Below are 24076 nucleotides of genomic sequence, written 5' to 3' on the forward strand. Positions count from 1 at the left end.
CGTCCTTGGGGAGGCTCACAGCGAGAACGATGGGGTGGTTTTTGGTGCATTTCCCACGCAGAATCGGCCGGTTCGGCCGCGTCGGCGCGGTCGTCGCGGCCGCGGCACTGGCGGGCATCCCGCTCGCCGTGCCCGCCCAGGCCCAGCAGGGCAAGGTGCTGCGGGTCGCGCTGACCACCGGCATCGACCACCTGAACCCGTTCACCGCCGTGCTCGCCGCGTCCACGCAGATCGGCCGGTTCACCTACGAGTTCCTCACCGTCCCCGACGCCGCGAAGGCCGAGGCCTCGCCCGCGCTCGCGGAGTCCTGGACGCCGTCGCCGGACAAGCTGACCTGGACGTTCAAGATCCGCAGCGGCGTCAAGTGGAGCGACGGGCAGCCGGTGACCGCCAAGGACGCGGCCTACACGTTCAACCGGATGCTCACCGACGAGAACGCCCGCACCGCCAACGGCAACTACGTCGCCAACTTCGAGACGGTCACCGCGCCCGACGACACCACCCTGGTCGTCAAGACCAAGACCGTGCAGGTCAACATGAACCTGCTCGACGTCCCGATCGTGCCGCAGCACATCTGGGAGCCGGTCAAGGACCTCAAGGCCGCCGAGACCGACGACCTCAAGATCGCCGGCGTCTCCGACGGCCCGTTCCAGGTCACCGAGTTCAAGCCCAACGAGTACGTCAAGCTCAAGGCCAACAAGGACTACTGGCGCGGCGCCCCGAAGATCGACGAACTGCAGCTGCTGCAGTTCAAGGACACCGAGGCCGCGGTCAACGCGCTCAAGCAGGGCGAAGTCGACGTCATCAACCGGCTCAACCCCAACCAGTTCGCCGCGCTGCAGGGCCAGGACGGCATCACCACCAACGCCGCGCCCGGCCGCCGCTACGACGAGCTGTCGCTCAACTTCGGCGTCACCGACAACGCGAACAACCCGATCGGTGACGGCAACCCGGTCCTCAAGGACATCAACGTCCGCAAGGCCATCACCCAGGCGGTGGACACCCAGGCGATCGTCGACAAGGTCCTCAAGGGCCTCGGCCAGGTCGGCGGCGGCGTCGTGCCCGCCGTCTACGCCGACTACCACTGGGACCCCAGCGACAGCGAGAAGGTCAAGTTCGACCTCGCCGCCGCCAACAACACCCTCGAGCAGGCCGGTTACAAGAAGGGCCCCGACGGCGTCCGCACCGCCCCCGGCGGCGCCAAGCTGGAACTGCGCCTGACCGGCCACTCCAACCGCAGCTACGACCAGGGCGTCGCCCAATACGTCACCGGCTGGCTCAAGGACATCGGCATCACCGTCAAGCAGGACCTCGTCTCCGACGACGAGCTGTCCGACCGCACCGCCGTCGGCAAGTACGACCTCGCCATCGGCGGCTACGGCACCAACCCCGACCCGGACTACGCGCTCTCGCTGCACACCTGCGGTGCGCGGCCGGCGCCGGACGGCAAGGGCGGCAGCACCGACACGTTCTTCTGCGACCCGCAGTACGACGAGCTGTACAAGAAGCAGCTGACCGAGACCGACGACGCCAAGCGCGCGGACTACGTCAAGCAGGCCCAGGCCCGGCTCTACAGCCAGTTCCCGACGATCGTGCTGGACTACCAGAACGCGCTCGAGGCCTACCGCTCCGACAAGTTCTCCGCCTTCACCACCCAGCCGCAGCCCAAGGGCGCGATCCTCGAGCAGACCGGCTACTGGGGCGTCTACGGCGCCACCCCCGCCGGCAGTGACACCGCCACAGCCGACTCCGGCAGCAGCGGGACCGTCGTGTGGATCGTCGTCGGCGCGATCGTCGTGGTGATCATCGTCGTCGGCGGTGTGATCATCAGCCGCCGCAACAAGACCTCCGAGGACCGCGAGTAAGCATGACCGCCCCTGAACAAGCCGCGGTGCTCGTCGACCCCGACGAGCACCGCGGCGGGACCGGCACCGCCCGGTTCGTGCTGCGTAAGGTGATCGAAGCCGTCATCAGCGTGCTGCTGGTGATCGTGCTGTTCTTCTTCCTGTTCCGGATGCTGCCGGGCGACCCGGTCGCGGCGATGACCCGCGACCGCGTCACCAGCCCCCAGCAGATCGCCGAGCTGCGCGAGAAGATGGGCGTCGACAAGCCCGTCCTCGTCCAGTTCGGCACCTACTTCTGGAACCTGCTGCACGGCGACCTCGGCGAATCCCGGCTGCTCAACAACGGCCGCCCGGTCGCCGACATGATCGGCGAACGGCTCTGGCCGACCATCCTGCTCGTCGGCAGCGCCACCGTGCTGGCCGTGATCATCGGCCTGTGGCTGGGCATCCGCGCCGCCTGGCGCCGCGACAGCTTCTTCGACCGCGCCCAGACCGGGATCGCGCTGACCCTCTGGTCGGTCCCGCAGTTCTGGCTCGGCCTGATGCTGCTGGTCGTCACCAACGGCCTGTTCCCCAGCCGCGGCATGCACTCCCCGGACGCCGCGCCCGACGTCCTGTCCCAGACCCTCGACGTGCTGCACCACCTGGTGCTGCCGTGCGTGACGCTGCTGGCGGTGTTCTACGCCCAGTACATGCTCATCATGCGCTCGTCGCTGCTCGGGGAGATGAACGCCGACTACCTCACCACCGCCCGCGCCAAGGGCCTGCGCGACGACCTCGTCCGCAAGCGCCACGCCGTCCCCAACGCCCTGCTGCCCACCACGACGCTGGTGTTCATGCAGTTCGGCCAGGTCGTCGCCGGCGCGGTCACCGTCGAGGCCGTGTTCAGCTGGCCCGGGCTCGGCCAGCTGACCTACGACGCCCTCCACGGCCCCGACCTGCCGGTGCTCCAGGGCGTGTTCACCGTGCTGGCCAGCGCCGTGGTGCTGATGAACCTGCTCGCGGAACTGCTCTACCGCGTGCTCGACCCGAGGGTGCGTACGTCATGACCACCGCCGAGACACCCCGGCAGATCGCCTGGCACCGCCGGCGCGCGTCCCTCGCCCGGACCTGGCGCGAGTTCGCCGCCCAGCGCGCCGCGCTCGCCGGCCTGATCCTGCTCGGCGCCACCGTCGTCGTCGCCCTGCTGCTGCCGCTGATCAGCGACCAGAGCGGCCTCGACGTCACCAAGGCCACCGGCGAGCCGCTCAGCCCGCCCACCGGCGACTTCTGGCTCGGCACCGACAACTTCGGCCGCTCGGTGCTGCTGATGACCGTCTGGGGCACCCGGATCTCCCTGCTCGTCGGGTTCTCCGCGGCGCTGCTGTCGGTCGTCATCGGCACCCTGATCGGCATCGCCGCCGCGCACTTCGGCGGCTGGGTGTCGGCGACGCTGCTGCGGTTCACCGACTTCTTCCTGGTCCTGCCGTCGCTGATCCTCGCGATCGCGCTCTCGGCGGTGCTGCCCAAGGGCATCGGCACGATCATCATCGCGATCGGCTTCACCGCGTGGCCCAGCACCGCCCGGCTGGTCCGCGCCCAGACCCTCACCATCGAAAGCCGCCCCTACATCGAGCGCGCCCACGCCCTCGGCGGCGGTCACCTGCACGTCATCGGCAAGCACGTCCTGCCCGGCGTGATGCCGCTGGTGCTGGCCAACACGACGCTGGTGGTCGGCAACGCCGTCATCGCCGACGCGACCCTGTCGTTCCTCGGCGTCGGCGACCCCAACTCCGTCACCTGGGGCCTGGTGCTCGAGAGCGCGCTCAACAACGGCGCCATCAGCCGCGGCGCCTGGTGGAACGTGCTCCCGCCGGGCATCGCGATCGTGCTCGTCGTCCTCTTCTTCACCCTGGTCGGCCGGGGCCTGGAGACCGTGTTCAACCCGAGGTTGAAGAAGTGACCACCCCGCTGCTGCAGCTCAAGGACCTCAACGTCACCTACGCGGTGGGCGAGCAGGACGTGCCCGCCGTCCGCGGCGTCGACCTCACCCTCGACCCCGGCGGCACCCTCGGCGTCGCCGGCGAATCCGGCTCGGGCAAGTCCACCGTCGCGATGAGCGTGCTGCGCCTGCTGCCGCGCACGGCCAAGATCACCGGCGAGATCGTCCTCGACGGTGAAGACGTCACCGCCATGAAGTGGGGCCGCCTGCGCGCGGTCCGCTGGGCCGAGGCGTCGGTGGTCTTCCAGGGCGCCATGCACGCGCTCAACCCGGTCCGCAGGATCGGCGAGCAAATCGCCGAGCCACTGCGGCTGCACCCGCCCGCGGACGGGAAGGCGCTCACCGACGCCCAGGTCGACGCCCGCGTCGCCGAGCTGCTCACCCAGGTCGACCTGCCCACGAGCCGCGCCGGCGCCTACCCCCACGAACTGTCCGGCGGGCAGAAGCAGCGCGTCATGATCGCCATGGCCCTGGCCTGCTCGCCCCGGCTGATCATCGCCGACGAGCCCACCACGGCGCTGGACGTCATCGTCCAGGCCCAGGTCCTCGACCTGCTGTCGCGGCTGGTCGCCGAGCAGGACATCGGGCTGATCATGATCAGCCACGACCTGTCCGTCCTCGCCGCCACCTGCCGGCGCATCGCGGTGATGTACGACGGGCGGATCGTCGAGGAAGGCCCCAGCGCCGAGGTGATGGGCTCCCCGCAGCACGAACACACCCGCGCGCTGGCCGCGGCGTTCCCGACGGTCGGCGACCCGGTGTCGCGCTTCGCCCCGGCCACCAGCAACCCGCTGCCTCCGGAGCCCGCGGAACGGGTGGCGGGGGAGCCGCTGCTGGCGGCGGAGAACCTGCGCGTGTCCTTCCGCGACCGCACCGGCAAGCGGATCAACGCCGTCGCCGGCGTCGACCTCACGGTGTCGCGCGACGAGATCGTCGCCCTGGTCGGCCAGTCCGGCTCCGGCAAGACGACGCTGGCCCGCACGCTGCTCGGCCTGCAGCAACCCGACTCCGGCGTGGTCCGCTACGACGGCAAGCCGGTCCCCTCCGGCGGCGCCGGGCTCAAGGCCTACCGCCGTCAGGTCCAGCTCGTGCTGCAGGACCCGACGAGCGCGCTGAACCCGGCCCACACGGTGTACGAAGCCGTCGCCGAGGGGCCGCGGATCCACAAGCTCGCCGACGAGCGCGCGGTCGTCCACCGGGCCCTGGAGGCCGCGGAGCTGCGGCCGGCGGAGAAGTACGCCGACCGGCTCCCGCACCAGCTCTCCGGCGGCCAGCGCCAGCGCGTCGTCATCGCCGGCGCCCTGGCCCTGGAGCCATCGGTGGTGGTGGCCGACGAGCCGGTCGCGTCGCTGGACGCGTCCGTGCGCGGGGAGATCCTCGGGCTGCTGCTGCGGCTGCGGCGCGAACTCGGCCTCGCGGCCCTGGTGATCACCCACGACCTGGGCCTGGCCTGGAACATCGCCGACCGCGTCGCCGTGATGTACCGCGGCGAGCTCGTCGAAACCGGGACGGTGGAACAGGTCCTGCTCGACCCGCAGCACGAGTACACGAAGTCCCTGCTGGCCGCCCTCCCCGGCGGCACCGCCCAGCGCCGCACCGTCGAAACCTGACCCAGCCCCTGCCGCGGACGTCCAGGGGCGACGGCGACGTCATGAACGAGTCGTTCATGACGCCTGGCCTCATAAACGACTCGTTCATGACGTTCGGCCCGGCTCGACTGGGCCGGCTCCGCTCGGCTTGGCGGCCAGGGTTGGCTAGTGCCGAGGTCTTGAATGACTCATTCAGGACCTCCGAAGACCTGAATGAGTCGTTCAAGACACCCGGCGCCGGGAGCGGACCGGCGAAACCTGACACTGCGGGAACTCCGCGCGAGCGCGGTGTGTAATCTCCGAACGGAAATGGCGACCACCACCGACCCCACCCAGACGCCCTCGGCCGGGCTGGCCGAGCGGCTGCGCGTGCCCTCGCGATTCCCGTACCGCACGATCGCCATGGGCACGGTCGGCAGCACCCTGCTCATGCTGGCCGCGTTCGGCGCCGGCGGCATCCTGATCAAGGACCCCGTGCTCGGCCACGGCCCGCTGTCGTGGATCCGCTACGGCCACGGGCGCATGCTCGCCAACGCCGTCCTTTACGTCGGCTTCGGCCTCGTCGTGTGGGCCTGGGTCCGCCTCGGCCGCTACGTGCTGGCCGGGCGCATCGGCAGCCGCCCCATCCTGGTCGCCGCCGGGTGCTGGATGGCGCCGCTGCTCATCTCGCCGCCGCTGTTCACCCGCGACGTCTTCTCCTACCTCGGCCAGGGCGCCCAGCTGCTCTACGGGCTCGACCCGTACGCCAACGGACCCGCCGAGCTCGACGTCCTGCCGAACGTCGTGCAGAACGTCCACCCGCTCTGGCAGACCACGCCCGCGCCGTACGGGCCGCTGTTCCTGCTCATCTCCAAGGGCGTCGTCGCGACCACCGGCGACAACATGATCCTCGGCGTCATCCTCATGCGCGTCGTGCTGCTGGTGGGCCTGGCCGGGACGCTGTGGGCGCTCCCGCGGCTGGTCAAGCACCTCGGCGGCAAGCTCCCGGTCGCGCTGTGGCTCGCGGTGGCCAGCCCGATGATGGTGATCCACCTCTTCGGCGGCCCGCACAACGACCTGATGATGCTCGCGTTCCTCACCATCGGCGTCCTGGCCGCCCTGGAACGCAGGCACGTCGTCGCGGTCGTCCTGGTCACGATCGGCATGCTGATCAAGCCGACGGCGGCGATCGCGCTGCCGTTCATCGTCTGGATGTGGGCCAACCACCTCGAAGGCGAATCGAAGGTCCGCAACTTCCTGCGCGCCGGCGCGGCCTCGGTGGGCCTGTTCCTGCCGGTGTTCGTCGCGGGCACGTGGATCTCGCTGGGCTCGCTGAACATGGGCTGGTGGTCCGGCCTCAAAGCCCCGCAGCTGATCGCGAACTGGCTGAACATCCCCACCGGCATCGGCGAGGTGTTCTACAACCTGGTCCACATCGTCGTGGACGTCCAGGTGTCCCCGTTCGTGACGGTCGCCCGCGCGGCGGGCATGCTGGTCCTGATCGTCTTCGGCGTCCGCCAGTGGTGGCTCGCCCGCGGCGGCGGCACCGAGGCGGTCTACCGCGCCGGCATCTCCCTGCTGGCGGTCGCGATCCTCATGCCGCCGACCCTGCCGTGGTACCTGACCTGGGGTTTCGTGCTCCTGTCGGCGTTCAAGTGGCAGCCGCGGCACCTCGCGCTGGTGGTGGCGGTGTCGGTGTTCGTGACGCTGGTGTACTACCCGACGGGCGAGCAGGCCCTGTACGACTGGTGGTTCATCGCCCTGGTCGTGGTGGCGAGCCTGTACTCGGCGGCGTCCCTGCTGCGCCCGGACCCGCTGGGCATCATCGACGCGTGGCGCCGCCCGGAGAAGTTCCTCCGCGACTAGGAACCCGTCCAGCCGCTCCACTTGTGCACTCGCGTCACCACGACCGCGTGCTCCGGCGGCCGCTTCCGGTACTGCGCGTACTTCTCCACCAGCCACGACACCGGCTCGGCACCCGGCGCCAGCACCCGAGCCGTGCCGTCCGCCCGCGTCCACCACAGCCGCGACCAGTCCTCGGCGTACCCGTCGGCCAGGAAGCACACCGCCGGGTTCTCCGCGATGTTCGCCAGCCGTCGCAGCGCCACGGACGACTTCGGCTTGTGGTCCACCGCGAACACCACCTGATCACCCCGCACCGCGAACGTCACCGGCACCAGGTGCGGCACCCCGGCCGCCGACACCGTCGCCAGCCGGGCCACCCGCGCCGCCGCGAACCGGGAACGCGCCTCGTCCGGAGTCACGTCAGCGCGGGGGAGTCGAACGTCAACGTCCCCAGGTCCGCGTCCAGCGTCACCGGCACCCCCAGCGGCAACGTCGGCGACGACGCCACGTGCCCGAACCCGAACTCCTCCACCACCGGCACCCCCAACGGCCCCAGCCGGTCCAGCAGCAACGCCCGCACCTCCGCCGGATCCCCGCACGCCGCCCACGACCCCAGCACGATCCCGCGGACGCCTTCGAACCAGCCGGCGCGCAGCAGCTGCGTCAGCATCCGGTCCAACCGGTACACGCTCTCCGTGACGTCCTCCAGCAGCACCACCGCGTCCCGCGCCGAGCCCTGCTCCGGCGTCCCGATCCCCCCAGCCAGCAGCGACAGGTTCCCGCCCGTCAGCACCCCCGACGCCCGGCCCGGCACCAGCGCCGCACCGCCGCGCACCACCACGTTCAGCTCGGGCTCGAACAGCGACCGCCGCAGGTGCTCGACCGCGAAGTCGTCGAACAGCACGCTCGCCGGCATCGGGGAGAACAAAGTGGACAGTCCCAAATGGACGTTCACCGCCCGGTGCAACGCCGTGACGTCCGACGACCCGGCCAGCACCTTCGGGCCCGCCTCTCCCAACGCGGCCCAGTCGACCAGGTCCAGCATCCGCTGCACGCCGTAGCCACCGCGCGCGGCCAGCACGCAGCGCACGCCCGGGTCCAGCCACGCCTCGGTGAACTCCGCCGCCCGCGCGGCGTCCGAACCGGACAGATAGGGCGGCGATCCGGGCGCGGCACGCACACACGGCCCGATGCGCAGCTCGACACCCCAGCCGCGCAGCACCGGGATCGCCTTCTCCAGCAGGTCCGCCGGCACCGGCCCGGCCGGCGCCACCAGCGCCACCGTGTCACCGGCCCGCAACCGTGGCGGCCTCATCGCGACAGCTCCAGCTTCGCGACACCCGGCGTCTCGAAGCCGAGCACCTGGCCGTAGAACGACAGCTCCGCCTCCAGCGCCGCCACGATCGTCGCGGCCTGCCGGAACCCGTGCTGCTCCCCGGGGAACCGCTGGTAGGCGTACGGGATCCCGCGTCCTTCCAGCCCGGCGACGAACCGGTCCGCCTGCTCCGGCGGGCAGATCCGGTCCTCCAGCCCCTGCTGGAACAGCACCGGCCCGGCCAGCGACGCCGAGTTCGCCAGCGGCGACCGCTCGACGTACCGCTGCCGCGCCGCCGGCAGCGGCCCGACGAGCCCGTCGAGGTACCGCGACTCGAAGTCGTGCGTGTCGCCCTCGGTACCGGTCCAGCCCGCCAGGTCCAGCACCGGGAACATCACCGTGCCCGCCCGGTAGGTCTTCGTCGTCGTGAGCGACGCCGCCGCGGTGAACCCGCCCGCGCTGCCGCCGCGGATCGCCAGCCGGTCGCCGTCGGCCAGCCCGGCCGCCACCAGCGCCTCGGCCACCGCGGCGCAGTCGGCGACGTCGACCACGCCCCACTGCTCCCGCAGCCGCTCCCGGTAGGCGCGCCCGAAACCGGTCGACCCGCCGTAGTTCACCGCCGCCACCGCGATGCCCCGGCTGGTGAAGTACGCCGGCTCCAGGTCCAGCGCCGGCAGGAACTGCCCGGTCGGCCCGCCGTGGACGTGCACCAGAAGCGGCGGCCGCTCGCCCGACGGCGCCTCGAAGTCCGGGTTCGCCGGCAGGTACAGCACCACCGGCACGGCCTCCCCGTCGGCGGTCGTGAACACCCGCTCCTGCGGCACCGGCAGGTAGGCCGAGGGCAGCTCCGGCTGCGGCGTCAGGTCGGTGACGCGGCCGTCGAGGGCCACCCGCACCACCGCCGGCTCCCGGACCGGGCCGCCCGCCACCCCGGCGACCGCGTCGCCGAGCGCCGCGAGGCTCGTCGACGACCACGCCGTCAGCTCCTCCGCGACCGGGGTCACCGAACCGTCCGCCTCGTCGAGGACGGCGAGGCGCCCCGACACCAGCACCGCGTGCCGGCCGCCGCCGAGCGGCGCGAACCAGCGCGACCCCGTCTTCCACAGCGGTCCGCCGACCTCGCGCTCCACCGGCGCCAGGTTCACCACCGAGCCGTCGAGGCCGACGCGGTGCAGGTTCCACCAGCCGTCCGGGTCCAGCAGCGCCAGCACCGTCGACGGCGTCTCCCACTCGACCTGGCACACCGAGACGTCCGGACCGCCGGCCAGCACGCGGTGCGGCCCGAAGGACCCGTCCTCGGCCACGGGTGCCACGCACAGCTCGGTCCCGTCCCACGGCATCGCCGGGTGGTCCCAGCCGAACCACGCCGCGTGCCGCCCGTCCGGCGCGAGCTTCGGCGCGGTCAGGAAGTGGTGGCTCGCGGCCAGCACCCGTTCCCCGCCGCCGTCGACGGCGATCGCCACCAGCTCCCGCGCGATGTCGGTCGGACGCGGCCCCACAGCGCGCTCCCGCACCGCCCACACCTCGCCGGGCCGCCCGGCCACGAGGTCGCCGTAACGCACTCCCTGGGGCTCCGCGGGCTCCGGCGTGACCGGCACGACACCGGTTTCGCCCACGGCGTAAACGCGCTGATCGGCCCAGTGCGTGAAGACCACCACACCGCCGGCGACCACCCACGGCCGCCCGCCGTACTCGTGCAGCCGGTTGCGCACGTTCCACGGCGCCGGCAGCACATCTTCCGTGCCGCCCGGACCGGCCTTCACCAGGGCGACCCGCCCCTGCTCACCGGGCCGCGCCTCGGCCCACCACACCTCGTCCCCGACGACGTCGAGCCACTGCGGGCCGCCACCGGCGGCGGCCACCTCGGCGGCGGTGATGGGCGAGGACCAGGTTCCGTACGGCGAGATCCGAGACACCCCCAGAGGCTAGCGGCCCGCGAAGGTGGGGCGGCGGATGCCGATCATGCGGCCGTGGCCTAGGGTCGACAGTGCTATGTCTCGCGTAATCCACGTCTTCCGCCAGCCGGATCGGTTCGTCGCCGGCACCGTCGGCGAGCCCGGCGATCGCACGTTCTACCTCCAGGCTTCCGAGGACGTGCGCACCATCAGCGTCACCATCGAAAAGCAGCAGGTCGTCGTCCTCGCGGAGCGCCTCGGCTCGCTGCTGGAAGAGGTCGCCAGCCGCTTCGGTGCCGACGTCCCCGACGACGCCCCGGACGACCTCGTCGACCTCGACCCCCTCACCGTGCCGGTCGAGGAGGAGTTCCGCGTCGGCACCATGGGCCTGGGCTGGGACGCCGACAGCAGCGCCGTCGTCATCGAGTTGCTCGCCATCACCGAGGGCGAGGTCGACGAAACGGTCGTGCTGGACGACACCGAGGAGGGCCCGGACGCCGTCCGCGTCTTCCTCAGCCCGGCCGCCGCCCGCGCCTTCGCCGAGCGAGCCGACCGCGTCGTCAACGCCGGCCGCAAGCCCTGCCCGCTGTGCGGGGAGCCGCTCGACCCGAACGGGCACATCTGCCCCCGGCAGAACGGCTACCGGCGCGAGACCGAGGCGGACGAAGACTGACCATGGCCACGACCCCCGATCCGGCCGACCCGGCGTCCCGCGAGCTGGTCACCCACGGCCGCATCGACGTCGAAGGCCGACTGGTCGACGCCTCCAACGTCACGCTCTTCTGCGCCATCGAGCTCGACGGCGTCACCGGCCGGGTCGTGTACAAGCCGGTGTCGGGGGAGCGGCCGCTGTGGGACTTCCCCGACGGCACCCTGGCCGGGCGCGAGGTCGCGACCGCGATCATCAGCGACACCGCCGGCATCGGCGCGATCCCGCCGACCGTGCTGCGCGACGGCCCGTTCGGCCCCGGCATGGTCCAGCTGTGGATCGAGACGACCGAGGACGACCTCGTCGAAGTCCTCCCGCCCGACGAAGTCCCCGACGGCTGGCGCCCGGTCCTGCACGCCCACGACCGGCTCGGCGAGCCCGCGGTGCTGGTCCACGCCGACCACCCCGGGCTGCGCGACCTCGCCGTGCTCGACATCGTCGTCAACAACACCGACCGCAAGGGCGGGCACCTGCTGCCCGGCGTCGACGGCCGCGTCTACGGCGTCGACCACGGCATCTGCCTGCACACCGACCCGAAGCTGCGGACCGTCCTGTGGGGCTGGATCGGCGAGCCGGTGCCGCCGGACACCGTCGAGAAGCTGCGCAAGCTGCGCTCGGAACTCGACGGCGGCCTCGGCAAGACGCTCTCGGAGCACATCACCAAGTTCGAGGTCCGGGCCCTGGCCGAGCGCACCGACCTGCTGCTCGCCGAAGGCATCTTCCCCGAGCCCGGTGACGACTGGCGCGCCATCCCGTGGCCGCTGTTCTAGTCGACGACGCCACCCGCGCGCGGCTGACCGACCGCTTCGGCGCCGAGCTGGCCGAACCGTGGTGCGACGCCCTGCCGGACCTGGTCGCCCGGCTGAGCGCGAAGTGGCAGCTGACCGTCCGCGAGGCCCGGCCGGGCAACACCGGCCGCACGCTGCTGTGCACCGGCCCCGGCGGCGACCTGCGGGTTTTGAAGCTGACCCCGGACCCGGAGGTGGCCCGGCTGGAGTTCGCCGGTTTGCGGGCCTGGGCCGGCTGCCGACGGGCGGTGCAGGTCCTCGGCACCGACCTCGAAGCCGGCGCGATCCTGCTCGAAGGCCTGGTGCCCGGCACCGAACTGCGCGGCCGCCCGGTTCCGTGGCCGGAGCTCGGTGCGCTGCTCACCGAGCTGCACGCGGTCGCACCCCCGTCCGACCTGCCGCCGCTGACCGAGCGCGTGACGTTCATGTACGACATCACCGAGCGCACCGTCCCGGGTTCGCCGGCCGAGGAGCACCTGACTCCCGAGCTTCTCGCGAGGGCCCGGAGCCGGGCCCTCGCCCTGGCCTCGGCGGGGCCGGTCGCGGTCGTGCACGGCGATCTGCACCCGGGCAACGTCCTCGACGCCGGCCCCGGCCGTGGCGCGGTCGCGATCGACCCGCGCCCGAGTGTCGGCGACCCCGCCTTCGACCTCGCGGACTGGCTCTACCTGCCCTTGGCCGCCGGCGGCACGCTCGAGGACGGCATCGAGGCACTCCGCCCGCACCTGCCCGGCCTCGACAGCGAACGAGCCCTGGCGTGGTGCGCCGCCCTGGCACCGCTGGCCGCCCACCCGCCGCTGCGCCGTCGCGAGCACACGCCGTTCACCGATGCCCTGCTGGAGATGGCGCGCTGACCGGCGTGGCATGACCCGTCCGGGTACCGATCACCACTAGGTTGCCTGGTCGTGCGCTCCCACTCGTATGACGACGTGCTCGCCGGCCCGCGCCGCAAGAAGGTGCCCGAAGTCCCGGCCGAACCCGGCCTGGTCGTCGAGGACCCGGCCAGCGGCTACTGCGGCGCGGTGGTGAAGATCGAGTACGGGAACGTCGTGCTCGAGGACGCCAAGGGCCGCCACCGCGTCTTCCCGCTCGCCCCCGCCGGGTTCCTGCTGGAGGGCAAGCCGGTCACGCTGGTGCCGTTCAGGGCCCCGGACAAGGCGCCGGCCCGGCAGGTCTCGGCGTCGGGCTCGGTCCGCGTCCAAGGCCTGAAGGCCCGCGTCGCCCGCGACTCGCGCATCTGGGTGGAGGGCAAGCACGACGCCGAGCTGGTCGAACGCGTCTGGGGCCACGACCTGCGCGTCGAGGGTGTCGTCGTGGAACCCCTCGACGGCGTCGACGTCCTGGCCGACCGGATCGCCGAGTTCGGCACCGGACCCGGCCGCCGCCTCGGCGTCCTCGTCGACCACCTCGTCCCCGGCAGCAAGGAGTCCCGGCTCGTCGAAGCCGTCCACGACGAGAACGTGCTGGTCACCGGCCACCCCTACATCGACGTCTGGGAAGCCGTGCGGCCCGCCGCCGTCGGGATCAGGGCGTGGCCGAAGATCCCGCGCGGCACCGAGTGGAAGCAGGGGATCTGCGACGCGCTCGGCTGGGGGCAACCTTACGAGGGCTGGCAACGTGTCCTGAGCGGAGTGAGCAGTTTCCGCGACCTCGAGACCCCGCTCATCGGGGCCGTGGAACGGCTCATCGACTTCGTCACCGAGCCGACGGAAGAGGGCTGAATGTCCGAATTGTCCAAGGTCACGCGAAGGTCACGTCCCGTCACTGTCCCGGTGCGAACCGGCGCGATCTGAGAGCATGAAGCCATGGCATGGGCAGTGGTCTGGTTGGTCGTCGGCATCGCCCTGATGATCGCGGAAGTCCTCTCCGGCGACTTCGTGCTGATCATGCTGGGCGTCGGCGCGCTGTTCGGCGCCGGAGCCGACGTGCTCACCGGGAACATCTTCATCGACGTCGCCGTGTTCGCCGTCGCCTCCGTCGGCATGCTCGTGCTGGTCCGTCCCGCGCTCAAGCGGCGCTTCCTGGCCGGCACCGGGCACCGCACCGGCATCGAGGCCCTGATCGGCGCCCGCGCGGTCGTCGTGTCCACAGTGGACTACGAGGCCGGGCAGGTGAAGCTGGCCGGCGACGTCTGGTCGGCCCGCAGCCTCTCCGAGCACCACCCGCCGATCCAGCCCGGCACGGCGGTCACCGTCGTCGAGATCGCCGGCGCCACCGCCGTCGTGTCGGCCGAGCCGTGAGCCTCGGCCTCGTCACCGTCCCCGAAGGCCGGGCCGCGGTGATCGAACGCGGTGGGCGCTTCCGCACCGTGCTCGGCCCCGGCCGCCACTTCGTCGTGCCGTTCGCCGACCGGGTCCGCGCCCGCGTCGACCTCGGCGACCAGATCCTTTCGGCGCCGCCGCGACCGGTCGAAACCGGCGACGGCCGCGAAATCCTCATCGGCTTCGAAGTCGTCTTCGCCGTCACCGACCCGCGGCTGGCGACCTACGAAATCGGCAACCCGGCGTTCGCGATCGAACAGCTGACCACCACCGCGTTGCGGCAGGAGGCGAGCCTGACCACCGGCGAGCGCGCCATCACCGCACCGGGGGACCTGCACCGTACAGTGTGGACGGTCCTGCACGACACCACCGGCCGCTGGGGCATCGCCGCGAAGGAGCTCAAGCTCGAGGTGAGCCCGCCCGCGGCGCCCGGACCACCGTCAACCGCGCAAGAATGGTACTAGGTAAGGGGAAGATCTCTTGACCACCACAGTAGCGATCGTCGTGGTCGTCTTACTGGCTCTCTTCGTGATCATCACGGTAGCCAAGGCGATCATGGTCGTGCCGCAGGCGCAGTCGGCGGTCATCGAGCGGCTGGGCCGGTTCCGCACGGTGGCCTCGCCCGGCCTGACCTTCCTGGTGCCGTTCCTGGACAAGGTGCGCGCCCGGATCGACCTGCGCGAGCAGGTCGTCTCGTTCCCGCCGCAGCCGGTGATCACCGAGGACAACCTGACGGTGTCGATCGACACCGTCGTGTACTTCCAGGTCACCGACTCCCGCGCCGCGGTGTACGAGATCTCCAACTACATCGTCGGTGTCGAGCAGCTGACCACCACCACGCTGCGCAACGTGGTCGGTGGCATGAGCCTCGAGCAGACGCTGACCTCGCGCGACTCGATCAACACGCAGCTGCGCGGCGTGCTCGACGAGGCGACCGGCCGCTGGGGCATCCGCGTCGGCCGCGTCGAGCTCAAGGCGATCGACCCGCCGCCCTCCATCCAGGATTCGATGGAGAAGCAGATGCGCGCCGATCGTGAGAAGCGCGCCATGATCCTCACCGCGGAAGGTCAGCGGGAGTCCGCGATCAAGACCGCGGAAGGCCAGAAGCAGAGCCAGATCCTGTCGGCCGAAGGTGCTCGCCAGGCCACCATCCTCGCGGCCGAGGCCGAGCGGCAGTCCCGGATCCTGCGGGCCCAGGGTGAGCGCGCCGCGCGGTACCTGCAGGCGCAGGGCCAGGCGAAGGCGATCGAGAAGGTGTTCGCCGCGATCAAGGCCGGCCGCCCGACGCCGGAGGTGCTGGCCTACCAGTACCTGCAGACGCTGCCGCAGATGGCGCAGGGCGACGCGAACAAGGTGTGGATGATCCCGAGCGACTACGGCAAGGCCCTCGAAGGCTTCGCCCGCGCGCTCGGCGCCCCCGGCGACGACGGCGTGTTCCGCTACGAGCCGCCCAAGGACGACACCGTGCCGGACAAGGTCGACCTCGAGGACGAAGAGGTCGCCAGCTGGTTCGAGACGAAGAGCGACCCGAAGGTCGCCGAAGCCGTCGCGGCCGCGGAAGCCGTGGCGCGCCAGGAGGTCCCGGCCCTCGGGACGCCGTCGGCCCCGCCCGCGCGGCCGTCGATCCCGCGCCCGGTGCAGCAGCAGCCCGAACTCGAGGCGGACGAGGACCGCGGTACCGAGGTCGCGCCGGCCCCGCAGCAGCCGCAGCCGCTGCAGAACCCGCCGACCCCGCAGAGCGGCCAGCCGCTCCCGCAGCCGCAGCAGCCGGCCGGACCGCCCCAGGGCGGCCAGTACCAGGGCCCACCGCCGCAGTCCCCGCCGCCGGGCCAGTTCGGCGGCCCGCAGAACCCGGGCAGCGGCCCGTTCCCGCAGCAGCCCCCGTTCGGCGGCCCGCGCCGCTGACGCAGTACGTGAAGGCCTCCTTACCGGCGTTTTCGCCCGGCAAGGAGGCCTTCACCGCGTTCAGCGCCGCTTTTGCTCACGCGTCGAGAGCGCCCCAATGTGGCCTTGGTTGTGTCTGACGCACCGAAGGCCACATTGGGGCGCTGGCCGGTGGCCAACGAGGAGCGATCAGCGCTGGTAGACGGTCACGTCGTCGATGTCGGCCTTCGAGCGGTCCCGCAGGAAGATCACGCACACGATCGTGACGACCGCCGACAGGATGATGTAGCCCGAGATCGAGTACGGCGTGCCGGTCGTGTGCAGCAGCCACGTCGCCAGCAGCGGCGCCGGCCCGCCCGCGAACACCGATGCCAGCTGGTAGCCCAGCCCCGCGCCGCCGTAACGCAGGTGCGTCGGGAAGCTCTCGCCGATCAACGCCGCCTGCGGCCCGTACTGCAGCGCGTGCGGGATGAACGACACGACGACCGCCACGAACACCAGCGCGTGGTTGCCGTGCGCCAGGATCGTGAAGTACGGGAACGCGATCACGCCGGTGAACACCGCACCCGCCAGGTACACCCGCTTGCGGCCGACGCGGTCGGACAGCGCCGAAAAGAACGGGATCAACGCGAGTTCGCACGCGGCGCCGACGAGGACCGCGTTGAGCACGAACGTCTTGCTGAACTCGTGCCGCGACACGACGTAGACCAGCACGTAGCTGGTGAACAGGTAGAACGGCATCTGCTCGCTGAAACGCACGCCCGCCGAGAGCAGGATTTCGCGCCAGTGGTGGCGGATCGCGTCGAGCACCGGCGTCCGCGCGGTTTGCCGGTTCTCGATCAGCTTCGCGAACATCGGCGTCTCGAGGATCTTCAGCCGGATCACCAGCCCGACCGCGACGAGCACCAGGCTGAGCAGGAACGGGATCCGCCAGCCCCAGGAGTCGAACGCGGCGGGGGAGAGGGTCGCCGACAGCAGCGTCATCCCGCCCGTGCCGAGCACCAGCCCGACCGGGACGCCGATCTGCGCGAAACTGCCCAGCAGCCCGCGTTTCTTCTGGTCGCCCCACTCCATCGCGAGCAGCACCGACCCGCTCCACTCGCCGCCGATCGCGATGCCCTGGATCAGCCGCAGCAGCACCAGCAGCAGCGGCGCGGCGAACCCGATGGCCGAGGTCCCGGGCAGCATCCCGACGATGCCGGAGGAGATGCCCATCAGCAGCAGCGTGACGATCAGCGTGGCCTTGCGGCCGATCCGGTCGCCCCAGTGCCCGAAGATCGCGGCGCCGACCGGGCGGGCGGCGAACCCGACCGCGTAGGTCGCGAAGGACTGCATGGCGCCCGCGTAGGCACTCGACGCGGGGAAGAACAGGTGCGGGAAGACCAGCGCCGCCGCGGTGTTGTAGAGGAAGAAGTCGTACCACTCGATGGTCGTGCCGATCGCGCTCGCGAGCGCCGCACGCCGTACCTGCACCTTCCCGGACTTGCTGTCCGGTTCCACCTTGTGAGTGACTCCGTTGTCGCCCAAGACCATCTCGCAACACCTCCGGTGACTGATGTCACACAACAGTGTGACGCCCGTCGACGGTTTCGGCGATCGATGACCGCTACTTCGTCCGGTCGGCGATGAACGGCACCACTGCTTGCCGAATCTGCAACTTTGCAGATTCGGCAAGTTCCGCTACGCTGAACCCATGGACGCCAAAGGCCTGCGTGAGCGCAAGAAGCAGGAGACGCGCATCGCGCTGAGCTGGGCGGCCATCCGGCTCACGGTGGAACGCGGCTTCGACAACGTCCGGATCGAAGACATCGCCGCCGAGGCCGGGGTTTCCACCCGGACGTTCAGCAACTACTTCGGCAGCAAGGGCGAAGCCATCGTCGCCCGGCACCACGACCGGGCGCGCGCCATCGCCGAGGCGCTGCGGCAGCGTCCCGGCGGCGAGCCGATCTGGACGGCCATCACCGAAGCCGCGCTCACCGGGTTCGCGCTCGGCGAGCCGGTGACCGAAGGGCGGCCGCCGGAGCGGTCGTGGGTCGAAGGCCTGCGGCTGATGGTCGCGGAACCCGCACTGCAGGGCGAGTTCCAGAAGGCGGGCGCGGCGGCCGAAACCGAAATCGCGCTCGTCGTCGCCGAACGCACCGGCACCGACGCGGCCAAGGACGTCTACCCGCGGCTCGTCGCGGGCGTCGTCGGCGCCGCGCTCAACACCGTCACGCAGCAGTGGCTCCTGTCCGGCCGGCCGCAGTCGATGGAAGAGCTCCTGCGCGACGTCTTCGGCCGGCTCGCCGCCGGCCTGCCCGAACCGCGCTGATCCCCACCGCTCCACACCCGGCAGGGTCGCCGGGTTTCTTCGTCATGCCCTTTCACCGCAAGGAGTTCCGCCATGGAAGACGTCGTCATCGCGGGCGCCGGGCCCAACGGCCTGATGCTCGCCTGCGAACTGGCCCTCGCCGGCATCCGCCCGCTCGTGCTGGAACGGCTGCCCGAGCCGACCGAGGAGAACCGGGCCAACGGCCTGGTCGGCCAGGTCGTGCGCCTGCTCGACCGCCGCGGCCTGCACGACCGCCTCGCCGGCCCGATCGGGCCGCCCGCCCCCGCGTTCGTCTTCGGGGCGATGCGCCTGGACCTGACGCTGCCCGAACGCAACTCGCTGCACATCCTCGGCGTGCCGCAGCGGCGCGTCGCGGCGATGCTCGCCGACCGCGCCGCCGAACTGGGCGTCGAAATCCGCCGCGGCCACGAGGTGACCGGCCTGGTCCAGGACGCCGACGCCGTCACGCTCGACCTCACCGGTCCGGACGGTCCGGGCCGGCTCACCACCCGCTACGTCGTCGGTGCCGACGGCGGGCGCAGCATCACCCGCAAGCTGGCCGGCATCGGCTTCCCCGGCGTCACCGAGGACCGCACACTGTCGCTCACCGCGAACGCGACCGTTCCCGCCGAGTTCGTCGACCCCGCGTCCGGTGGGCTGAAGGTGCCTGGTCACGGCGTCATCCCGCCGTTCTTCCACTACCGCACCGAAACCGGGCTCTTCGTCTACGCGCCGTTCCCGACCGGGCCGCTCGTGACGACGGTGGAGTGGACCGACGCCGAAGAACCCGCCGACGAGCCCGCGATGACGCTCGAGGACCAGCGCGCGAGCATCGAGCGCGTGCTCGGCTTCGCGCTGCCGATCGGGCCGCCGGAGGGCGACGGGCCGCACCTGCTGCGGCGGCTGCGCGGGCGCAACACACGGCTGGCCGACCGGTTCCGCGACGGCCGCGTGCTGCTGGTCGGCGACGCCGCGCACGTCCACTCCGCCATCGGCGGGCCCGGCCTGAACCTCGGCCTGCAGGACGCCGTCGGCCTCGGCTGGAAGCTCGCCGCCGAACTGCACGGCTGGGCACCCGCCGGCCTGCTCGACACCTACGAGAGCGAACGCCGCCCGGTCGCCGAGCGCGTCGTCATGCACACCCAGGCCCAGTCCGCGCTGATCGCGCCCGGCCGCGACGTCACGGCGCTGCGGGAACTGTTCGGCGAACTGCTGCGGCTGCCGAGCACGGTCCAGCACGTCGCCGACCTGATGTCCGGCGCCGACGTCCGCTACGAACCGGGCACCGACCACCCGCTCGACGGCCGGTGGGCCCCGGACCTCGTCCTGGCCGACGGCACCCGGCTGGCCGAGCTGACCCGGACCGCCCGGCCACTGCTGCTGGACTTCACCGGCTCGCTCGGCGAGGAGCTGCGCGGCTGGACCGAGCGCGTCGACCTCGTCAGCGGCCAGGCCGAGGTGGACGCGACCGCGTTGCTGATCCGGCCCGACGGCTACGTCGCCTGGGCGTCGGGTTCCGCGGAGCCCGATGACGCCGAGCGGAAGGCGTTGCGGGCGGCGCTCGAGCGGTGGTTCGGCGCCGCCGTTGACATGTAGGAGATCTCCTACGTATTGTCGGCGCCATGACGATCACCCACGTGCAGTTCCTGACCCTGCCCGTCGCCGACCACGCCCGCGCGCGCGACTTCTACGTCGGCAAGCTCGGCTTCGACGCGCTCGTCGACCGCCGCACGCCCGAAGGCGGCCGGTTCGTGATGGTCGCCCCGAAGGGCGCGCAGACGGGCGTGGTGCTGACCGACCAGCAGGTCACCGGGATCGAGCCGGGTCCGCGGCACTTCCAGCTGCAGACCACCGGCCTCGACGCCGACGTCGCCGCGTTGCGGGCGGCCGGTGTCGAGGTCGACGACCCGCAGGAGCGGCCGTGGGGGCGGGCGACGTCGTTCACGGACCTCGACGGGCACACGCTCGGCCTGCTCCAGCCGTCGGACTTCGGCAACGTCCCGAACTGATGCCGGTCAACGACGACGTCTTCGCCGCGCTGGCCAGCCCGGCGCGGCGGGAGGTCCTGCGGCTGCTGCTGGACGGCCCGATGGCCGCGGGGTCGATCGCCGAGCGGTTCGACATGGCCCGGCCCAGCCTCTCGGAACACCTTCGGGTGCTTCGGGAGGCGGGCCTGGTCAGCGAGCAGCGGCAGGGCCGCAACCGCGTCTACCGGCTGGACGCGGCCCCGCTCGAAGAAGTCGCCGACTGGCTCACGCCCTACGAGCGCTTCTGGCGGAGCAAGCTCACGAACCTGCGCGACCTGCTCGACGAGGAGGACCTGTGACCGGCGACGACCCGACCGCGATCCACGTCGACCAGTTCCTCGCCCACCCCGCCCGCAAGGTCTGGCGCGCGCTCACCGAACCGGACCTGCTGGAGCGCTGGATCAACATGCCCAACGACATCAAACCGTTGGTGGGCCACAAATTCCAGCTCTTGGCCGAGCCGGTGCCGGCGGCCGGGTTCGCCGGCGGGCCGGTGGCGTGCGAGGTGCTGGAGGTCGAGCCCGAGCGCAAGCTGAGCATCCGCTGGGGTCCGCAGTGGACGGTCACCTGGCGGCTGGAACCGGAGGGCACCGGCACCCGGCTCTTCCTGAGCCACGAAGGCTTCGACCCCGACGACGAGTTCCAGCGCGTCTCCCGCCGCATCATGGGTGGCGGCTGGCGTTCGCACGTGCCGCGCGCGCTGGCCCGGTTGCTGGACACCCTCGACGACGACACCCGTCACCGATCCGACCGGAAGTAGGCCGCCCGCCGAGCAATACGGAGCCGTTACCGCGAAAGTCATCGGCCGTAGCTGTAGTCGGATCGGTGACAAACTGCGCAGTACGATCGGGTGGTGACCCCCGCCGCCGCTGAGCCGACCGAGTCGAAACCGCTGCGCGCCGACGCCCGGCGCAACCGGGCGCGCGTGCTGGAAGCGGCCGAGAGCGTCTTCGCCGCCAAGGGCACCGGGGCGCCCACCGAAGAGGTCGCCCGCGCGGCCGGCGTCGGCATCGGCACGGTGTTCCGGCACTTCCCGACGAAGGAAGCCCTCCTCGAGGCCGTGCTGATCGCCCGCCTGCACCGCTTCGCCGACGAGGCCGAAGCCGTCGTGGCGGCCGACTCCGCCGACCCGGGGGCGGCGTTCTTCACCTTCCTCGCCGGCTGGATCGAGATGTCCAGCGCGAAGAACGCCTACTTCGAGGCCCTCACCGCCGCCGGGGTCACCGTGCCGAAGGAGAAGTCCGGGATCGGCGGCCGGCTGCTCGGCGCCCTCGGGGTGCTGCTGTCGCGGGCGCAGGCCGCGGGCGCGGTCCGCGAAGACCTGGTCACCGGGGAGCTGATCACGATCATCATCGGCGTGGCGAAGGCCGCCGAGTACGCGGGCCCGGACGCGCGGCTGCGCGACCGGGCCGTGACGATCCTCTTCGACGGCCTCCGCCCGTCAGCGGGGGAGCGGCGCTGAGCCGACCGGCTCCAGCGCCGGTCGCTTGGGGGCCATGGTGTCCCCGGACGACTCGCCTCGCACGCGTCGCCGCACCCACGGCAGCGCGTGCTCCTTCGCCCACTGCAGGTTCTGGCTGCGGCGCGCGGCCGGGCTGAGCACCTCACGCGGCGCGAGCTCGGGGTTGACCAGCGGGTGTTCGACGCCGAGCACGCGCAGAACCTCGATCGCGACCTCGGTGTGGCCGAGCGCGTTGAGGTGCAGCCGGTCCGGCGCCCAGAAGCGGCGGTCACACAGCTGCCGCATCGACCAGAGGTCGACCAGCAGGGCGCCGTGCCGGGCGGCGATGCCGCGGACGAGCTCGTTGTAGATCGCCACGCGGCCGCGGATCGCGCGGAACAGCGGGTCCTCGACGCCGTCGACCCCGGTGAACAGGATCAGCCGCGCGCCGGTGGCGCGAACCCGGGCGATGGCGGTCTCGTAGCCGACGAGCAGGGCGTCGATGTCGACCTTGGGGCGCATGAGGTCGTTGCCGCCGGCGTAGAGGGAGACGAGGTCGGGGTCCATGGCGAGCCCCGCTTCGAGCTGTTCGGCGAGCACCTGCGGGAGCAGCTTGCCCCGGATGGCGAGGTTGGCGTACCGGAAATCGGGCTCGCGCGCGGCGAGCTGCTCGGCGACGCGGTCGGCCCAGCCGCGGACTCCGTTGGGGGCGGCCGGGTCGTCGTCTCCGACGCCTTCGGTGAACGAGTCCCCCATGGCCACTAAGCGCTTGCTCATGTCCGCAGTCTAAGCGGGCGCCTGTGGCGCGCTTTCCGCCCGGGGCGGAATCCCTGGCGCCCCGCCGGCCGCGGCCGGTAGACGGGAAAGGTGACGGGCTACGACGCGATCGCCGACTGGTACGAGACGACGTTCCTCCCCGGCTGGCGCGACGATCCTCTGGAGATCGGCCTCGTGCTGCGGGACCTCCTCGGGCCCGGCTCCGGGCCGTGCCTCGAGCTGGGCTGCGGCACCGGCGCCCACGCCGGCCGGATCCGGGACCTCGGCCGGACGCCGCTCGGCGTCGACCTTTCCGCCGGCATGCTGCGCCACGCGTCGCCCCGGCTGCCGGTCGTGCGCGGCGACGCCGAAGCTCTCCCGATCGCCACTGGATCGCTGCCCACCGTCGTGTCGGTCATGGTGCACACCGATATGCCCGACTACCCGGCGGTGCTGCGTGAGGCGGCGCGCGTGCTGGCACCAGGCGGGGTGTTCGTCCACATCGGAGTGCATCCGTGCTTCTGCGGCGGGTTCGCCGACCGCGCCGACGAGCGGGCCGTCGTCCTGCGGCCCGGCTACCGGGAGACCGGCCGGACCACGAAGTCCTGGACCGATCGCGGTCTGCGGGACAAGGTCGGCGCCACCCACCGGCCGCTGCCCGCGCTGCTCCACGCCGTCCTCGACGCGGGGCTGGTGTTCGAGCGGTTCGCCGAGGGCGGCTCGCCCACGCCGACCGTCCTGGGCTGGCGGGCCGTCAGGCGCTGACCTGCCGGGCCCGGTGATCGGCGACGTGCACCCGGGTCGCGCAGCGGGTCGAGCAAAACCGCCGCCGGCCGTTGCGGGAGGTGTCGACATACGCCGTTTCACACCCCTCTCGCCCGCAGATGCCCAAGCGGTCCGGGGCTTCGCACACCAGGTGCGCCAACCCGCCCGCGGTGTACGCGCGGACCCGGCCCACCGGACCGGCGTCCGCGGCCGAGTAGTGCAGGTGGGGTGGCTTGCCGTCGTGGGTGGTGATGTACGGGCGGCACGCCGCTTCGGCCAGCAGGTCGTTGACCAGCTCCGGGCGGTCTTCCGCGACCGCGGCGAACACCGGCCGCAGCCGGCCGGCCCACCCCGCGATCCGCGTCGCCTCGTCGTCGGTGAGCGCCCGGATGGCCATGCCGTTGCGGACCATCCCGTCCAGCAGCTCGCTCGCGGACCCCGCGTTCACCAGGTCGGCGGCCACGAGCGCGGCCGGGCCGCCGTAAGGGTTGAAGTGCACAAAGCCATTACAGCACGATCGGGGCATGGACGGAAACCGTTGCCCCCGCTGCGGCTGGCCGCTCGCCGAACTGCCGGCGACCGCGGCCCGGCCCGCCACCCACCGGCTCGACTACGTGCGCTGCGTCTGCGGCAGCTGGCTCGCCCGCCTCGACGGCGAGGTCGTCGGCGCGACGCGGACGCCGTGA

General features: G+C 71.9%; 26 protein-coding genes. 20 read left to right on the forward strand and 6 right to left on the reverse strand.

Annotated elements, in window-relative coordinates; translation table 11 throughout:
• The first annotated feature begins 29 nt into the window (after positions 1-29).
• The 5 genes from BLV96_RS05475 (at position 30) to mptB (ending at position 7259) form a co-directional block, all read left to right on the forward strand.
• Positions 30-1865, forward strand: a complete 1836-nt coding sequence (locus BLV96_RS05475; protein ID WP_086679176.1) for an ABC transporter substrate-binding protein — start codon at positions 30-32, stop codon at positions 1863-1865.
• Between the two features lie 2 nt (positions 1866-1867).
• The gene (locus tag BLV96_RS05480; protein WP_086679175.1) at positions 1868-2893 is read left to right on the forward strand and encodes an ABC transporter permease; all 1026 of its coding nucleotides are present in this window, start codon (positions 1868-1870) and stop codon (positions 2891-2893) included.
• Positions 2890-3786 (forward strand): ABC transporter permease, encoded by an 897-nt coding sequence (locus tag BLV96_RS05485; protein ID WP_086679174.1) that lies wholly within the window; start codon positions 2890-2892, stop codon positions 3784-3786. The genes BLV96_RS05480 and BLV96_RS05485 overlap by 4 nt, the downstream gene beginning before the upstream one ends.
• Complete coding sequence (gene nikE / locus BLV96_RS05490; protein WP_086679173.1) at positions 3783-5435, forward strand: nickel ABC transporter ATP-binding protein NikE; 1653 nt, start codon at positions 3783-3785, stop codon at positions 5433-5435. Before BLV96_RS05485 ends, nikE begins: the two co-directional genes overlap by 4 nt.
• A 288-nt stretch (positions 5436-5723) precedes the next feature.
• Complete coding sequence (gene mptB / locus BLV96_RS05495) at positions 5724-7259, forward strand: polyprenol phosphomannose-dependent alpha 1,6 mannosyltransferase MptB (RefSeq protein WP_086679172.1); 1536 nt, start codon at positions 5724-5726, stop codon at positions 7257-7259.
• On the opposite strand, the gene BLV96_RS05500 is transcribed toward mptB, so the two are convergent.
• Genes BLV96_RS05500 through BLV96_RS05510 form a run of 3 tightly spaced genes read right to left on the reverse strand, consistent with a single transcriptional unit; the run spans position 7256 to position 10469 of the window.
• Entirely contained in the window at positions 7256-7657 is a 402-nt protein-coding gene (locus BLV96_RS05500) for a TIGR03668 family PPOX class F420-dependent oxidoreductase (protein ID WP_086679171.1), read from the reverse strand. The two genes, mptB and BLV96_RS05500, sit on opposite strands and share 4 nt — an antisense overlap.
• Positions 7654-8553 carry a S66 peptidase family protein gene (locus tag BLV96_RS05505; protein ID WP_086679170.1) on the reverse strand — a complete coding sequence of 300 codons (900 nt, stop codon included), beginning with the start codon at positions 8551-8553 and terminating at the stop codon, positions 7654-7656. Before BLV96_RS05505 ends, BLV96_RS05500 begins: the two co-directional genes overlap by 4 nt.
• Complete coding sequence (locus BLV96_RS05510; RefSeq protein WP_086679169.1) at positions 8550-10469, reverse strand: prolyl oligopeptidase family serine peptidase; 1920 nt, start codon at positions 10467-10469, stop codon at positions 8550-8552. The genes BLV96_RS05505 and BLV96_RS05510 overlap by 4 nt, the downstream gene beginning before the upstream one ends.
• 76 nt (positions 10470-10545) lie before the next feature.
• Between BLV96_RS05510 and BLV96_RS05515 the strand changes: the two genes are divergently transcribed.
• The 7 genes from BLV96_RS05515 (at position 10546) to BLV96_RS05545 (ending at position 16111) form a co-directional block, all read left to right on the forward strand.
• Positions 10546-11121, forward strand: coding sequence for a DUF3090 domain-containing protein (locus BLV96_RS05515; RefSeq protein ID WP_086679168.1), 576 nt, complete (start codon positions 10546-10548; stop codon positions 11119-11121).
• A 2-nt stretch (positions 11122-11123) separates the two neighbouring features.
• On the forward strand, positions 11124-11927 hold the full coding sequence (locus BLV96_RS05520) for an SCO1664 family protein (RefSeq protein WP_086679167.1): 804 nt from the start codon (positions 11124-11126) through the stop codon (positions 11925-11927).
• Positions 11912-12799 (forward strand): aminoglycoside phosphotransferase family protein, encoded by an 888-nt coding sequence (locus tag BLV96_RS05525; RefSeq protein WP_086679166.1) that lies wholly within the window; start codon positions 11912-11914, stop codon positions 12797-12799. The genes BLV96_RS05520 and BLV96_RS05525 overlap by 16 nt, the downstream gene beginning before the upstream one ends.
• Positions 12800-12850: 51 nt before the next feature.
• A complete protein-coding gene (locus tag BLV96_RS05530; protein WP_086679165.1) occupies positions 12851-13666 on the forward strand; it encodes a DUF3097 domain-containing protein in 816 nt (271 codons plus the stop codon).
• Positions 13667-13750: 84 nt separating this feature from the next.
• Positions 13751-14185, forward strand: a complete 435-nt coding sequence (locus tag BLV96_RS05535; protein WP_086679164.1) for an NfeD family protein — start codon at positions 13751-13753, stop codon at positions 14183-14185.
• Positions 14182-14670: an SPFH domain-containing protein gene (locus BLV96_RS05540; protein ID WP_086679163.1), complete on the forward strand. Its 489-nt coding sequence runs from the start codon at positions 14182-14184 to the stop codon at positions 14668-14670. Before BLV96_RS05535 ends, BLV96_RS05540 begins: the two co-directional genes overlap by 4 nt.
• Before the next feature lie 91 nt (positions 14671-14761).
• A complete protein-coding gene (locus BLV96_RS05545) occupies positions 14762-16111 on the forward strand; it encodes an SPFH domain-containing protein (RefSeq protein ID WP_244180084.1) in 1350 nt (449 codons plus the stop codon).
• Between the two features lie 168 nt (positions 16112-16279).
• Here BLV96_RS05545 and BLV96_RS05550 read toward each other — a convergent pair whose 3' ends face one another.
• On the reverse strand, positions 16280-17623 hold the full coding sequence (locus BLV96_RS05550) for an MFS transporter (RefSeq protein WP_091388794.1): 1344 nt from the start codon (positions 17621-17623) through the stop codon (positions 16280-16282).
• A 160-nt stretch (positions 17624-17783) separates the two neighbouring features.
• Between BLV96_RS05550 and BLV96_RS05555 the strand changes: the two genes are divergently transcribed.
• The 6 genes from BLV96_RS05555 to BLV96_RS05580 all read left to right on the forward strand — a co-directional run bounded on the left by BLV96_RS05555 (position 17784) and on the right by BLV96_RS05580 (position 21890).
• Entirely contained in the window at positions 17784-18401 is a 618-nt protein-coding gene (locus BLV96_RS05555; protein WP_091388797.1) for an acyl-CoA-like ligand-binding transcription factor, read from the forward strand.
• A 72-nt stretch (positions 18402-18473) separates the two neighbouring features.
• Positions 18474-19997, forward strand: coding sequence for an FAD-dependent monooxygenase (locus BLV96_RS05560; RefSeq protein WP_091388800.1), 1524 nt, complete (start codon positions 18474-18476; stop codon positions 19995-19997).
• 26 nt (positions 19998-20023) lie between these two features.
• On the forward strand, positions 20024-20410 hold the full coding sequence (locus tag BLV96_RS05565; protein ID WP_091388803.1) for a VOC family protein: 387 nt from the start codon (positions 20024-20026) through the stop codon (positions 20408-20410).
• Positions 20410-20727 carry a metalloregulator ArsR/SmtB family transcription factor gene (locus tag BLV96_RS05570; RefSeq protein WP_086683355.1) on the forward strand — a complete coding sequence of 106 codons (318 nt, stop codon included), beginning with the start codon at positions 20410-20412 and terminating at the stop codon, positions 20725-20727. The genes BLV96_RS05565 and BLV96_RS05570 overlap by 1 nt, the downstream gene beginning before the upstream one ends.
• On the forward strand, positions 20724-21188 hold the full coding sequence (locus BLV96_RS05575) for an SRPBCC family protein (protein ID WP_086683352.1): 465 nt from the start codon (positions 20724-20726) through the stop codon (positions 21186-21188). The genes BLV96_RS05570 and BLV96_RS05575 overlap by 4 nt, the downstream gene beginning before the upstream one ends.
• Before the next feature lie 93 nt (positions 21189-21281).
• The gene (locus tag BLV96_RS05580) at positions 21282-21890 is read left to right on the forward strand and encodes a TetR/AcrR family transcriptional regulator (RefSeq protein ID WP_086683349.1); all 609 of its coding nucleotides are present in this window, start codon (positions 21282-21284) and stop codon (positions 21888-21890) included.
• On the opposite strand, the gene BLV96_RS05585 is transcribed toward BLV96_RS05580, so the two are convergent.
• Positions 21870-22646, reverse strand: a complete 777-nt coding sequence (locus BLV96_RS05585; RefSeq protein WP_208608139.1) for an SGNH/GDSL hydrolase family protein — start codon at positions 22644-22646, stop codon at positions 21870-21872. The genes BLV96_RS05580 and BLV96_RS05585 overlap by 21 nt on opposite strands.
• A 90-nt stretch (positions 22647-22736) precedes the next feature.
• Between BLV96_RS05585 and BLV96_RS05590 the strand changes: the two genes are divergently transcribed.
• The gene (locus BLV96_RS05590; RefSeq protein ID WP_086683343.1) at positions 22737-23390 is read left to right on the forward strand and encodes a class I SAM-dependent methyltransferase; all 654 of its coding nucleotides are present in this window, start codon (positions 22737-22739) and stop codon (positions 23388-23390) included.
• On the opposite strand, the gene BLV96_RS05595 is transcribed toward BLV96_RS05590, so the two are convergent.
• The gene (locus BLV96_RS05595) at positions 23380-23889 is read right to left on the reverse strand and encodes a CGNR zinc finger domain-containing protein (RefSeq protein ID WP_086683340.1); all 510 of its coding nucleotides are present in this window, start codon (positions 23887-23889) and stop codon (positions 23380-23382) included. The two genes, BLV96_RS05590 and BLV96_RS05595, sit on opposite strands and share 11 nt — an antisense overlap.
• A gap of 25 nt (positions 23890-23914) precedes the next feature.
• On the opposite strand from BLV96_RS05595, the gene BLV96_RS49690 reads away from it, so the two are divergent.
• A complete protein-coding gene (locus BLV96_RS49690; RefSeq protein ID WP_167379534.1) occupies positions 23915-24076 on the forward strand; it encodes a hypothetical protein in 162 nt (53 codons plus the stop codon).

The sequence above is a fragment of the Amycolatopsis pretoriensis genome, assembly GCF_900107925.1.
GTDB classification, from domain to species: Bacteria; Actinomycetota; Actinomycetes; order Mycobacteriales; family Pseudonocardiaceae; genus Amycolatopsis; species Amycolatopsis pretoriensis.